This window comes from Bacteroides sp. AR20, assembly GCF_964250605.1.
In the GTDB taxonomy this organism is placed as follows: Bacteria; Bacteroidota; Bacteroidia; order Bacteroidales; family Bacteroidaceae; genus Bacteroides; species Bacteroides uniformis.
This window is the reverse complement of the sequence record NZ_CAXUGK010000023.1, coordinates 1-13,618: the sequence shown is the minus strand read 5'-3', so window position 1 is coordinate 13,618 and position 13,618 is coordinate 1. Positions and strand designations below refer to the sequence as shown.

13 protein-coding genes are annotated in these 13,618 nt (G+C 40.5%); 11 read left to right on the top strand and 2 right to left on the bottom strand.

What is annotated here, in order from left to right; translation table 11 throughout:
- Positions 1 to 181: 181 nt before the first annotated feature.
- The gene (locus ACESTD_RS12665) at positions 182 to 400 is read left to right on the top strand and encodes a DUF4248 domain-containing protein (protein ID WP_005829478.1); all 219 of its coding nucleotides are present in this window, start codon (positions 182 to 184) and stop codon (positions 398 to 400) included.
- 124 nt (positions 401 to 524) lie between these two features.
- Here ACESTD_RS12665 and ACESTD_RS12660 read toward each other — a convergent pair whose 3' ends face one another.
- Both ACESTD_RS12660 and ACESTD_RS12655 read right to left on the bottom strand, forming a co-directional pair.
- Positions 525 to 2,300, bottom strand: a complete 1,776-nt coding sequence (locus ACESTD_RS12660) for a DUF3987 domain-containing protein (RefSeq protein ID WP_120151752.1) — start codon at positions 2,298 to 2,300, stop codon at positions 525 to 527.
- A gap of 54 nt (positions 2,301 to 2,354) precedes the next feature.
- Positions 2,355 to 2,984 carry a BT4734/BF3469 family protein gene (locus ACESTD_RS12655; protein WP_008663369.1) on the bottom strand — a complete coding sequence of 210 codons (630 nt, stop codon included), beginning with the start codon at positions 2,982 to 2,984 and terminating at the stop codon, positions 2,355 to 2,357.
- A gap of 289 nt (positions 2,985 to 3,273) precedes the next feature.
- Here ACESTD_RS12655 and ACESTD_RS12650 point away from each other — a divergent pair, with 289 nt between their 5' ends.
- The 10 genes from ACESTD_RS12650 (at position 3,274) to ACESTD_RS12605 (ending at position 13,584) form a co-directional block, all read left to right on the top strand.
- Positions 3,274 to 3,396: a hypothetical protein gene (locus ACESTD_RS12650; RefSeq protein WP_255343536.1), complete on the top strand. Its 123-nt coding sequence runs from the start codon at positions 3,274 to 3,276 to the stop codon at positions 3,394 to 3,396.
- A 3-nt stretch (positions 3,397 to 3,399) separates the two neighbouring features.
- Positions 3,400 to 4,821, top strand: a complete 1,422-nt coding sequence (locus tag ACESTD_RS12645) for a lipopolysaccharide biosynthesis protein (protein WP_373158914.1) — start codon at positions 3,400 to 3,402, stop codon at positions 4,819 to 4,821.
- A complete protein-coding gene (locus tag ACESTD_RS12640) occupies positions 4,818 to 5,747 on the top strand; it encodes a glycosyltransferase family 2 protein (RefSeq protein ID WP_117887263.1) in 930 nt (309 codons plus the stop codon). Before ACESTD_RS12645 ends, ACESTD_RS12640 begins: the two co-directional genes overlap by 4 nt.
- On the top strand, positions 5,747 to 7,276 hold the full coding sequence (locus ACESTD_RS12635; protein ID WP_117887262.1) for a hypothetical protein: 1,530 nt from the start codon (positions 5,747 to 5,749) through the stop codon (positions 7,274 to 7,276). The genes ACESTD_RS12640 and ACESTD_RS12635 overlap by 1 nt, the downstream gene beginning before the upstream one ends.
- A gap of 8 nt (positions 7,277 to 7,284) precedes the next feature.
- Positions 7,285 to 8,397, top strand: coding sequence for an EpsG family protein (locus ACESTD_RS12630; RefSeq protein WP_117887261.1), 1,113 nt, complete (start codon positions 7,285 to 7,287; stop codon positions 8,395 to 8,397).
- 2 nt (positions 8,398 to 8,399) lie between these two features.
- Positions 8,400 to 9,473, top strand: coding sequence for a glycosyltransferase (locus ACESTD_RS12625; RefSeq protein ID WP_117887260.1), 1,074 nt, complete (start codon positions 8,400 to 8,402; stop codon positions 9,471 to 9,473).
- A 5-nt stretch (positions 9,474 to 9,478) separates the two neighbouring features.
- Positions 9,479 to 10,459 (top strand): glycosyltransferase, encoded by a 981-nt coding sequence (locus ACESTD_RS12620; protein WP_117887259.1) that lies wholly within the window; start codon positions 9,479 to 9,481, stop codon positions 10,457 to 10,459.
- 4 nt (positions 10,460 to 10,463) lie between these two features.
- Positions 10,464 to 11,576: an acyltransferase family protein gene (locus ACESTD_RS12615; RefSeq protein WP_178068866.1), complete on the top strand. Its 1,113-nt coding sequence runs from the start codon at positions 10,464 to 10,466 to the stop codon at positions 11,574 to 11,576.
- Between the two features lie 73 nt (positions 11,577 to 11,649).
- On the top strand, positions 11,650 to 12,759 hold the full coding sequence (locus ACESTD_RS12610; RefSeq protein WP_117887257.1) for a glycosyltransferase: 1,110 nt from the start codon (positions 11,650 to 11,652) through the stop codon (positions 12,757 to 12,759).
- Positions 12,760 to 13,221: 462 nt separating this feature from the next.
- Positions 13,222 to 13,584: a hypothetical protein gene (locus ACESTD_RS12605; RefSeq protein ID WP_173675129.1), complete on the top strand. Its 363-nt coding sequence runs from the start codon at positions 13,222 to 13,224 to the stop codon at positions 13,582 to 13,584.
- Positions 13,585 to 13,618: the final 34 nt, after the last annotated feature.

The window sequence follows — 13,618 nt, the reverse complement described above, 5'->3', positions numbered from 1 at the left end:
AAAAACATTTGCTGTGTTGAACTCAACGATGCAAAGATAAGGCTGTGGATACGGGCGTTTGCCGGTTTTTGCAGGTTCTCGTCTGTTTGGGTCTGTTTTAGTCGGTTATTTACGCTTGTAAGTTTGATAATGTCATGATTTATAGTTACTTTTGATGAAATATAAATCGTAACTGTCAACTATGGATTCTTTTGTCATACGTACATACGGGCGTACTGAATTGGCCCAAATCTATTGTCCCAATCTTTGTCCGGAGGCTGCCTTCCGCAAACTGAAACACTGGATAGACCTTTGTCCCGATTTGCGTGACGGACTTTCCGCCTTGGGCGGTTCTTCCCGTTCCCGCTCTTATACGCCTGCCCAGGTGCGGCTGATAGTGGCTGCACTGGGAGAGCCTTAAACTTGAGGTTGGGCGGCGTAAAGGTCAGGTTGGGAAGCGTAAACCTGAGGTTGGTACACTTGGTACAGAGGTTCATCCATCCTTTCGCCTCACACACATACGCGTGCGTGAAGCGAAGTGAATGTCAGACTTTGGGTTTCCGGTAGTTTCCCTTGCCATCCACATTTTCCACCAGCCCGTGTTTCTGCATACGTTTGAGCCAGGTGGAGGCGGTTTCCGATTTGATGCCCATCTCTCCGGCTTTCTGCAGGAAAGAGGCCCGTGTGAATTCTTCTTCCATGCTGTCTACCAGCGCATCCCGGTCGGCATTGCCGCGGCTTGCCACTTCGGTGTTGGGCAGGAAGGAGAGGATATGGGTGGTATGCCGGTAAAGGCTTTCGGCCAGTGAGAGTACGGCATGAAAGTCATCGGAAGCAATGAGGAGATTCCATCGGCTGACAATGTGGTCTTTCAGATTGTCTGTGGCTGTGTGGGGGTCGGGCGACACGTAAGGCGAGGCGGTGATTTCCCCTTGTTCCATTGCGCGGAGCATGGCCACCACTTCCATGATGCGGCAGATGTTGATGGCCAGACGTGCCACGCTGCTTGACATCTCGTTTCCATTGGCCAGTCCGGAGCGTACGAAAAGCCGGGAGAAGAGCCGGTTGAATTCATCTTTCTGTCCGTCCGTAAGGTGAAGGGTGAATATTCCGTTCATGACAATGGTTTTCAGTTTGTCCTTCCATTCCATGCCCAGAGCCTTGAAGGTATCTTCAAGATTGCCGTCATTACGGTCGAACTGGTTTTGCCAATGATGTATGGCAGGCATGTAGTAGAATACCTGGCGGGAAAAGAGCCCGTTCTCGGCAGTGGGAATCAGTGGTTTCACTTGTGAGGGGGTGCCTGACAGAAGTACGGAAAGATAAGTTTTCTTTACCTCTCGGTATTCGTGGTCGGTGCGCCGGTTGTAGGACAGTCGGTCGTGGTCGAAGGCTTTGCGCATGGTGTCGCTCCAGTGTCCGTATTCCGAACCGATGGCGGTGGAGATGGTGTCGGCTTCGCTTTCGCATATCAGTCCGGTACCGTCGGAGTCCATCAGGTTTTGCAGGATGCCGGTTCCGGTGTTGTTGCCCGAGATGAGGAACATCTTGTTGAGAGGCATTACGGGAGTCTCCGTTTTTCCGCGTTCCTTGCCCAGTGTGTCGTATTTTGCTTTTTCGCGGCGGTAACATGCCATACTTTCGTCTACCTGCTCACGTATTTCATCGTGAATGGGTTCGGCAAGCAGGCGTACCAAGGAGAGCACTCCTTTGCCGGATGCAGGTAGGGCTACTACAAAGGTTTGCAGGCAGGGGGACATCATTTTTCCTCCGTAGGAACATCGGACGTGTTTTCCCATACTGGCACCCAATACGGTGATGGCACCCAGTAGCAGTACATCGTATTGGGCGAGTGAGGTTCCGCAGCTCATGATGCGATTCAGGGGATAAGGCCAGTGGAGGTGTTCGTCGAAAGTGGGTAATGGAGACAGTGGTTCAATGCCCGATGCGGACTCTTCCTCGCGTGCGCGTGTGTGTGAGGTAGAAGAGAGGGGTGAACTTTGTGTACCAAGTGTACCAATGGCGGGTGCGGCTTCATGCTGAATCTTCACGCCGCAAAGCTCGGCCAGATGAAAGGCGGTTCCCAGATGCACGTCGTTACGGCCGGTCTTCAGGGCATTGCTGAAGAGCTTGTCGGCTGCCCGTCGGTCGTACTTGGACGACAGGCTGCACAGACTTAAAAAATCATGCCGTCCTGCTTCTCCGCAGTCGGTGGCAATGGCAAATGCCAGTTGTATATATTCTTGATAGGTTGGAGCAATGTCTGCTCCTGCATTTCTGACTGCTTCGGCCAGAAGGTGCAATGAAGATAGTGGTTCCATCGGATTGGGTAATTTATAATTAGTAATTTGTAGTCGGTGATTTGCAATGACTCATCATTCGAAGTTCACAACTTTTCTGAGCAGTGCTTTCGGGTCATGGCAGAGGAAACAGGCGCGTACGAGGTCTTTCCCCGAAGTGTCCACTCCTTTTCCGGGTTGTGTGTTTTCGGCGTCATACATGCAGTGGACGTAGTTCATGGCCCATTGTATTCCTTCTGCAGGATTCTGTCCGTGAAGACAAGGAACAAACGCTTTTACGCCCCGTCCGGTGGGGCTGATGAACACCAGCGCAGGGCATAGATAGGGGTCATCAAACAGTTGTTGCCGTAAGTTTTCCGTTTCTTCTGCGGATTCAAGGTGGTCGATGTCGACTACAACCAGGCCGGAGGGTTCCGTGAGGCAGTCGCTCCGTCGTCGGGTGAATACGCCGCAGGGAGTGACGTAGGGTAGTGTCTGTTGTTTGAGGAATCGTGCGGTAATTTCGTCTCCTTGTGCTGCGGCATTTCTTATGGCGAGTGTCAGTTCGGCAAGTCTCTGGTCGGAGGTGATAAGACGGTGTACTTCGTCAATGCTCATTGTCCTGAATGGGGTGAGTGTGGCACTTTTTACGGTTTTTCCGGTGTTTTCGTCTTTTATCGGCGATATGGGCGGCATGAAAAGTGACATTTTGAATAGATTTTCCATTTTGTTGTTTTAAAGATTTTGTGCGAAGTTAGGGCTCTTTTCTCATTAAATATTTTCTGTATATGGAAAATATTTTAAATGTGAGAAACCTAAAATAACGTTTAATAACATGTACTTTTTTAATTCTGATAACATAATACAAGACGACGATGAATGTAAACAGTGACCACCCTATACTGGGTGCTTTATTTGAGAAATGGCGTAAAGAGAAAGACTTGAATATTAATACTCTTGCCAAAGAAGCCCATATTTGTACAACTACGTATGGAAAAATAAAAAAGGGCTGGATGTGAGATTAAGTGCTTATCAGTCACTTTTTTATTACTACTCCATGGATTTGGAGGATGATGAAATCAGGCAGATGGTGAATGAGTGGCTGGAGGAATGGCTGAAGGTGAGAAAAAGGGAGTAATTTATGTTTCTAATCAGTATCTTAAAGAAAGCATTTGGTTTTGGTGTGATGCCCAAATTGGCTTCATTAGTAAACCTTTTGCTTTTGCCTTTAATAACTCCTTTTCTTACCCCTTTTGATTATGGCATTTGGGGAGTGATTACCTCTTATTCCGGACTATTTATTACTATAGCTCCTTTGGGACTTAATCTGTTTCTTACCAATAGTTATTATGAATATTCTAACCATTGGAGGGTATTATGGGGAAGAGTTATATGTTATTTCTATCTTTCAGGTATATTACTGAGTATTGTCTATATTTGTGTTATAATGGGAATGTTGTCAGAAGTTTGTATTCAAAAAAGGTTTCTGATTGCTATGATTAGTTGTGTACCTCTTCTTCTTTTTGGAAATACTGTGATTGCACAGCATCTCTATCCTTTGAAAGGAACTCCGAAGCCATTGGTTTATCGTACTTTGTTAGGTAGTATCTGTGGTATGACTGTCTCGTTTGTATCTATTTATTTTTTTAAGGCTGGCTATTGGGGCTTTCTTTTTGGTGTAGCTGTCACAGCTATTGTATCATTTACCTTATTTTGTCCCTTACTTTTCAAAAAAGAAGGCATAAAACCTATTATAGACCGAAAGTGGAAAAAATTAGTGGATATGTTGAAGTTGTCATGGCCGCTCATTCCTCATGCTCTTGGCTTTGTATTGCTCTCTTCTTCTTCGCGTATTATAATGAATCTCTATCAAGTATCCTTGGAAGATATTGGATTGTTTTCAAATGGATATATGATGGGCGATTATATTACTATTATTACCACTTCGTTAGTCGTTGCACTGGTTCCGCAGTTGCAAAAAACTTATCGGGATAAAAGGTTTAGTGATTATAGGAGTCTCTATTATTTTTGTCAATTTACAACCTTGACTGCCGTTTTTACAGTAGCTATTTGGATGCCGGATATTTATCGAGTCGTTATTCGTAACGAGAGTTTCCAATCATGCAGTGCCATTGCAAGTATTATATGTTTTGCCAATGTATTGTTACCTTTCTATAATTTTACTTCCAATGTGGCTTTCATAAAGAAAGACTCAAAGCAACTTTTATGGCTTATTTTTATGCCGGGAGCAGTGAATATTTTTCTTTCCATTATTTTGATTCCAATATTGGGGTATGTATCAGTGGTATATTCTACGTTGGTGTCTTATTGGACAATAGCTATTATTCCATTTTTTGTACCTTATTTTCATAAAAACACGAAGGTTTGGATGGGTAAATTGAATAGAATCATCGTTATCCTATTGATAGTGCTTTTAGCGGTAGTGGTGGCGCAATATTTGTCACAAACGTTGTGGTGGATTAAGATTATGGTAATGATTCCTATTGTTTTAGTCTATTTCTTTATGTTGAACAAATTTCAAATTAAAAAGATATTTCAATGAATGTAAGCGTTGTGTTACCATCTTTCAACAGAGCTCGTCTGTTGCCCATAACTATTCCTACTTATTTTCAGGAGGATGTGAGTGAAGTGATATTGGTTGATGATTGTTCTTCAGACAATACAGCTGAAGTGGTGAAGGAGTTGCAAACAAGATTTCCCACTTTACGTTATTTCCGTAATGAAGTAAACTCGAAGCAACCTTACACACAAAATGTTGCTATTAGCAAAGTTCAGTCAGAGTATATTTATTTTGGTGACGATGATTCGGTGCTTTATCCCGGTTCTATCCGTAACTTGCTGAATGTAATGAGAGAGAAAAATGCCGATATTGTGGGAGGAAGAGCATTGGCGCTTTTCTTTCCTGAACAAATCGATGAACTGGATGAGTTTTTGTCACATTATCGCAATCGAATCGCTACTGAGGCTAATCAGATTGTTGATTTATCCACTTTGTCCACAAACTTTACATATACAGTGAAAGAGCCGATTAGGGTCCCATTTTGTCATGCTTCTTGTCTTTGTAAGACCCAAGTAGCGCGCGAAATGCAGTTTGATGTGAAAATAGAAGGAAATGCCTATCGTGAAGAGACAGACTTTTTGATTCGGGCTACTTTGGCTGGATATACCATTTATTATACCAGTTCGGCCAACCAAATAAATCTGCCTTCAGCGATGTGTTCCGGAGGAGCACGCAGTAAGAATCATCGACATTGGGCTGAAAATGCCATTCGCAACAATGATTATTTCATTGACAAGAATTATGATAGTATGCAGAAAATGTTTAGTCTGCCTCGTACCAAAGATGAAATGAAAGCACTGTTTAGGGTGCAGATAAAAAAGCAGGTACGCCAAAAGCATATCATGGATTTTTTGGAAAGGATAGGATTGTTTAAAATAATCTATCACATAAAACATAAATTTGACTGATGAAAATATTGATTTTTGCAGGTGTTTCGCCCAATACATTTGTGTATATGATGGACGAGGCCGAGTTATATTACCGATTGGGGCATGAGGTTTATTTCGTGTATTGCGATCCGCAAGCGGAAATATGTTGGGAGAATATGAAACGCAACCCCATGAAGTGTAAATTGTGTAGTTGTTATACTACGCGTATGCGAAAGAAACTTTCCGAGGGTATACACCAAATCTCTTTATGTAGTGTTTTAACAGAGAAAATAAAGGTAGAGGCTAAAAACTTTCATCCTCAATACAAATCTTTGTCAGAGATAAAAGCACTTAAATATAATGGTGTATCAGTAGGTATGTCGAGTCTTTCCAACTATATCTCACACACACGCAACTGCAACCCTAAACTGGATGGTGTGTTCCGTGCCTATTTTGATGAGTTGTTACGTTCTACCGTTCGACGCACTTTAATGGTAGATAGAATCATTACTGATGTACAGCCTGATAAGGTGTTGTTGTTCAATGGCCGTGCTAATGATGCACGTCCCGAATGGGAGATAAGCCAATTGCACAATATTCCTTTCGTTTCGTGTGAATCAATCTGCGTGTTCCATCACAAATACCTTAAAAGATATTTTTGTGGGAATATTCCTCACAGCATTATTTTAAATACAGAGATGATTTATAATACTTGGAATCAGTCTGTGCTGTCTGAAGCTGAAAAAGAACATGTTGGAAATATGTTTTTCATACAAAGAAAGACGGGTACTTATGCGGGTGATAAAAATTACATAGCTAATCAGAACAAAGCAAAACTGCCCGACAATTGGGATGAAGGCTATCGAAATATCGTGATTTTCAATAGTTCGGAAGATGAATTTGCAGCAGTGGGTGATGAGTATGATAAAGCTAGGCTATTCCCAACACAGTTGGATGCGATTGTAAATATAGCCGAATTCTTAAAGAACAACCCCAAAGTGAGAGTTTATTTACGTATTCATCCCAATCTAACGAATGTGCCCTACAAGTATCATACAGACTTGCTGAAATTAGGCGAGAAATATCCTAACATGACTGTTATCCCGGGCGGAAGCAGTTTAAGTACTTATGCGCTGATAGATAGGGCAGACGTAGTAGTGGTGTGGGGCTCTACTACCGGTGCCGAAGCTGTATATCATGGTAAGCCGGTGATATTGTTGGGTGGAGCAGTATATCGCGAGCTGGGTATTACCTATAATCCCGAGAATGAAGAAGAGCTGCATCGTCTGCTGCTTCAATCCGTTCTCCCGCCCAAGGATAGAACCAATGCAATCAAGATGGGATTTTATTACTTGCAATATCTTTCACCGGCCTCTACGTTTTGGAAGTACAATTTTGAGACTTATAGATTTCATCTCGGCTCGTTTAAACATTCATGTTTGCTTTATGATAACCAAAAGCTATTGGGTTCCAGATTACTCTATTATTTGGTAACTAAAAGCTTCATTGGTGTTTATAGTAAATTGTTCAAGAAAAAGATTTTGAATTTACCTACTGCAGAAGCTTAACTGTATATATGGGTGCAAGTACAAGTCAGTCATTACCCTATGTACTTGTTGCTTTGTGTTTTATTGCTATTATTGCATGGAACACAAGGCAACGGTGCAGAGGTATTGATACCGACAATGTAGATACCTTTTTTGGGGGGATCATTTACTTCTTGTTTATTGGCCTTCGTCACGAGGTGGGATACGATTGGGAAGCATACGATGCATTTTTTCATGATTGTCATACAGATTTTGATAGTTTTGTAGCACGTTTGGAAAATTCAAATGCTGAGCCATTGTTCCAGTATTACATGTTTTTCGTAAAAAACAGTGTATGGGACAATCTTAGTTTTTTTATGACCCTATCCACCCTAATTGATTTGGTGGTGATATGTTGGTTGTTCCGGCGGTATTCGTCTTTTTTTATGCTTTCAATGCTTATATACTTTGCATTGTTTCTGGATTCGGTAAATGTGATGCGCAACATGAAGAGTATCTCGTTTTTCTACCTTTCCATTCCTTTCTTGATACAACGCAAGGCATTGCCTTATTTTATATTGAATCTGATAGGCTTTGGATTTCACACGAGTTCCATTGTCTATTTTCCACTCTATTTCATTCTTACAAAGAAGTATCATAAATACGTATATTGGGGTATCTTCTTAGTGGGAAACTTTATGGTTCTATCGCATATTAATCTTTTTTCCAATCTTTTGATTCAAGGTGCATCTATGATAGGGGGGCGTGTTTTGAGTAGTACGGAGGAGTATATGGTAAAGAGTATGTTCAATAATTATTCAGCCGTTTCTATCGGCTATCTGGAACGGATGTGCAGCGGAATATTGTTACTACTGTTTTATGATAAACTGAATGCTTTGGGGAAGAATATGACATTGTTCTACAATCTGTTTTTCTGTATGCTGTTTTGCAGGCTCTTTCTTGCGGAATTCGATACGCTACCCGTACGCTTCAGCTATTTGTTTATGTCATCTTATTGCATTCTCTATCCCGCAATCTACAAAGAACTGAATATGAGGTGGAAGATAGTTTTTCTGGCTGTTGTGTGTCTGTATGCTGTTATCAGAGTGTTCCAATTGGGACAAGATGAACACTATCTATATCACAATGTATTGTTTGGCTGATTATGAGTAAAAAGATATTGTGTGTCAGTTTGGGATATGAAGGGGGATGCGTGTACTATGCCAACCAACTGCTCAACCACTTTCCTACTGATAAAATAGATGTATGGATAGCTGCTTCAACCGAAGAACCCTTTTGCGGAAAAGCGAAGAAGATAAAAGTCTATAAGGGATTAATAGGACAGCTTTGGTCGTGGACTTTCTTTCTGCCTTATTATTTATTGCTTCTTCTGCTAAAGATTTGGCGGGGCAGATATGATAGGGTGTTGGTGTTTGGACCTCACAATTGGGATACAGTCTTTGTGTCTCTATGTAAGTGGTGCAAGGTACCCACTTTTTTAGTTATACATGATGGAGTGATGCATGTAGGCGAGACTTCGGTAATTCATCAAAAGATGATGGATGTGGCAATGAAGAATGCTGCTCATTGGGTGTTCTTGTCTGAGTTTGTGCGCCAAAGGGTGGAAGTACATATAGGCGTGCAAAAACCTTCCATTATTATACCTCACGGAGTAATTGTTTATGGTGATAATAAAACCAAAATTGAAGTATTGCCCAAGAGATATAACTTATTGATGATAGGTCGAATCAATTATTATAAAGGTGTTGATTTGTTGGCAGACGCATTACCTTTGATAGACTACGACAGAATAGGAACAATCACTTTGGCGGGAAAATTTGATGAATGTATCTCTACTTTAAAATTTGATAACAACTTGTATGTAAGGATAGTCAATAAATACTTGACGAATGACGAGTTTGATAAGTTTGTGAATGAGAATCACTTACTGCTGATGCCTTATTTAGAAGCATCGCAAAGCGGCGTTGCTGCTGTTTCATTGGGATATAACATTCCTGCAATCGCAACGCAGGTGGGAGGAATTCCCGAACAGTTACCTGCCGATACGGCTTACTTTCTGGAAAAGGCTTCGCCTGAAGCTTTGGCTGAAGCAATTAATGCAGCCACTGCCAATGCCGAAGAATATCTTTATAAAAAACAACATTTACAATCTTTGGCAGATGGTTTGCAATGGGAGCACTTGGCTGAAGTGTTGTATCAATACGTATCCAACAAATAATTTAAATGAAAATTGCATTACAACTTTTGAACACATTGAAGCGGGGAGGGGCTGAAAATGTGGCACTTAACTATGCTTCTGCCTTGAGCGAAATGGGCGTGTCTTCTTGCTTTATAGCCAAAAGCCACAGTGCTGAATATGAGGCGATGATTCGCAATCAGAACCATGACATAGAGAATAGGCTTACCGGTGACTTGATAGCCGGGGCTGACTACATATTTATTCATAGTAATATAAATCTTCTGCGGCTGATAAAGTACAAAATTGCAGCTAAGCTAAAAGGTAAAAAAGTAATTTACTTGCAGCACCTCTTCTTCTGTGAACGGAAGTTTTTTATTCTCTCGCTTCTCATTAATTGGATATGCACAGATTTCTTTTTGATAACTCCTCGTACAGAACAGTTGGTAAAGAAATATATCCGCATACCCGTTCATACTTTTATAAACTTTTATATTCAAAGATATGAGAAAAAAGATTATTCTACTATTCGTCAAACGGTAAGAGAGGAACTGCATATTGCCGATGATGATTTGATTATTATGTTTTCTGCTATCTTCAAGCCAGGCAAGGGATTGGCAGATTGCTTGAAAATGGCTTCGCTGATGAGCAATGAGCCCAACGTGAAATTCTTGATTGCAGGCGAGGGAGAAGAACAATACTTGATAGATGAATATAGGGGCAACAACATTATTGCTGTGGGATGTGTAAATGATGTAGAACGTTATTTAATATCTTCAGATATTTATTTATTTTCTTCCTTTCTTCAAGAAATGTTGCCTATGGCTTTGGTGGAGGCAATAAATGCCGACTTGTCCATATTGGCATACGACACCATAATCAATCGCTTTTTATTATCAAATAGTACTTTTGAGAGCTTAGACGATATGATAAAAGCTGTTGAAGAACGGAGGGTGCCACGCGGATTTAAGCATTATGATAAAGCCTATGCATTGGGGCAATTTCGAAATATACTAAAACTGTCTTGAACTTATGTTTAGCAAGCAAAATGCGGATGAATTGCAAAGTAGGGTTATAGCTTTTTTGCGTTTTCCTCTCATAGTGGGAGTTGTGTTTATTCATAACTATAGACCTTCTATTATTGTAGGCAATGAGGTAATGGGGAGTGAAACACACATGCCTACCTATTCTTTTATAGGTCAATTGTTCTCACAATATATAGGTTGGATTTCTGTGCCTTTGTTTTTCTTCTTTTCAGGTTTTCTCTTCTTCTACAAAGCTGATTATTCTCTGCAAACATACATTTACAAGATAAAACGTAGAATAAGTACTTTGCTGATACCTTATTTATTTTGGAATGCCTCTTTTTTGATTTGTTTTTTTGCGGTATCTCACCTTCCTCTAACGAGACAATGGTTTCAATTTCCTAATAATGCCGGGCTGGATTATTATTTGTCTTCGTTTTGGGGAATACTTGATGATAAGAAGACGATGACATATCCTATAGCTTATCAATTTTGGTTCATAAGAGATTTAATGGTTCTGTCTTTATTCTCTCCAGTTCTTTATTGTCTGCTTAGCCGTTTTAAAGGTCTTCTTATTTGGCTTATTGCTGTATTCTGGCTTTGCGGCTATTCATTGCCCTATATCGGTATAAGAGGTTTAAGCACAGAAGCTTTATTCTTTTTCTCATTAGGTGCAGTCTTTAGTATCTACAAGCGTAACTTTGTAAATATAGTTAGAATATATGGATATTATCCATATATTTTCTACTTACTAATGGTGGCTGTTCATTATGCTTTTATGGTCCAAGGACATGATGTTCAATGGCTATTTAAATTAATAAAAATAGCAGGCATTCTTAGTACTCTTAATTTGTCTGCTGCAATAGTGGCTAAGCATAATTTTAGAAGCACAACTTTTTTAGCTTCTGCCAGCTTTTTTGTTTTTGCAATACACGATCCTTGGTTGTTATCGAACATTCGCAAGTTGTTGTATGTCACTTTGCATCCGGCAAGTGACTTCGCAATGGTTGTTGTCTATTTCTTTAATATTTTGTTGACAGTTACGATTGCATTGGCTCTTTACTATTGCTTGAAAAAGATTTCTCCCAAGTTTACTGCAATTATTACTGGAGGAAGGTAAAGGGAATCCTAAGTTACGGCAACAATTCGAAATAAGCTTAAGGGAATTTTAATTCAAAACCAATATACGAAAGATGGCGAAGATAACTCACATTTTTAAAACATTCTATCCGGATGAACCGGACGGTGGTATCCAAGAAGTGATTCATCAACTTGGTCTGATGTCGATGAAGCATGGATATGAAGTGGAAGTAATATCCCTTTCAAAAAAGCCGGGAGTCTGTGACTATGATGGAATAAAGTGCATTTCTTATAAGACGAATATCCGTCTTTCTTCAATGCCTATGAGTGTCGGTTTGATGAAGAATTTTTCAAGGATAATAAAGAATACAGATATTATACATCTGCATTATCCTTACCCTTTTGCGGAACTTCTTACGCTGTTTCATAAAACGAGTAAGCCTATCGTGATAACTTTTCATGCACCTATAGAAGGGCGGGGAGTGCTGATGAATGGTTATGCACCTTTTGTGAAAAGGTTATTTAAAAAAGCGAGTGTCATTGTGCCCACCAGTCCTAATCTGGCTTCGACCGAGTCTATCTTAAATGTCTGCAAGGATAAAATTCATCCGATAGGATTATGGGTTTCAGACGAGAGATTTAATGAGCATCATCCGGTTGAAGAAGAGTTTGCCCGGCAAGTGAATGAATATGGGCAGTTTGCCTTGTTCGTGGGAGTGCTTCGTACATACAAAGGGCTACATTATTTGCTTGATGCAGCTAAAAAGGTAAACAAAAATATCCTGATTGCAGGTCGTGGCCCTCTTTTTAAGGAACTCAACCGGAGAATTAGAGATGAGGACATCAATAATGTTCATTTGTTGGGCTATCAATCTAATGAGCATGTTGCGTATTTATTCAAGAAATGTTCGTTCGTAGTGCTGCCTTCCATTACTCGTGGCGAGTGCTTTGGAGTGGTTCTTCTGGAAGCGTGTCATTATGGGAAAGCGATGATTTCAACGGAACTGGGGACAGGCACCAGTTGGGTGAATACAAATGAGACTGGGTTTGTTATCGCACCGCGAGATGCTGATGTCTTAGCTGAAAAAATGAATTATCTGTTTGACAATTCGGAACAAAGCAGAATATTGGGAGCACATGCGCAAAAACGTGCCAATGAACTATTCAGTGCAAATTCTTGTGGGGGAGCTTATTTGGAGATCTATGATAAACTATTGAAATAGTAGCTACTATCAGTGGAAGTTACACTTAAAAGTACAAATAGGTGGGAGATAATTAGAACTTTTTAGAATCATTGGTATCATTGTAGGAGGAAGATTGGAACAATGAATAAAATTAAGCCATATAAAGAACAATATTCAATAATGAAGAAAGCTACCGAACCTATGGTTACTTACACGAACAATAGAAAGAGTTCAAATGTCATTGCGGATGCGCGTGATGATATACGATGTGTTATTTTCAGTGAGGAGTTTTAAATAGACCTCAACCTCGTATATATAAAGGTCTTGTTTGAATGAAAGTCGTGTTTATTTCCGAAATAGAGGAGGATTTGTATTAGCTTATAAAGGTGCTTGTTGAGAAGGAATGCTTGGGTGCTTATCCTTCTACAATTTTGTAAGCAGTCAAAAAATGGCTATTGATTGCAACCTCTATCTTCGCTGCGAACAAAAATTTTAGAATTTATGTATAGCAGTGAAGATCTTGAAAGGTTTTACTTTCAATACCAGACCGAGGCTTTGCCTCATGGAGAATCTCTCCAATCGTTTTGCGTTAAGAACAAAGTTCCTTATAACATCTTTCAGAAATGGTACAAGGATACCCGTAAAAAAGTAGTTGAAGTCCAGGTTGATGGTGCTCCTGCAATTGGTCATGAGGAAAAATCCAGGGCTAGTGATCAACCTCAACCGGTATCACCAAGCAGAGATGATCACCCGGTTCGTATTTGGGTTGGGATTCGTATCAGCAATGGCTTGCATTTGTCCCAAAAGAATTTAAGCTACCAGGATTTGGTTCGTATGGTAGAGAAGTTGGAGGGGTTATGTTGAGTGTTACCGGTCTGAATCATTTTTATTATGTCCG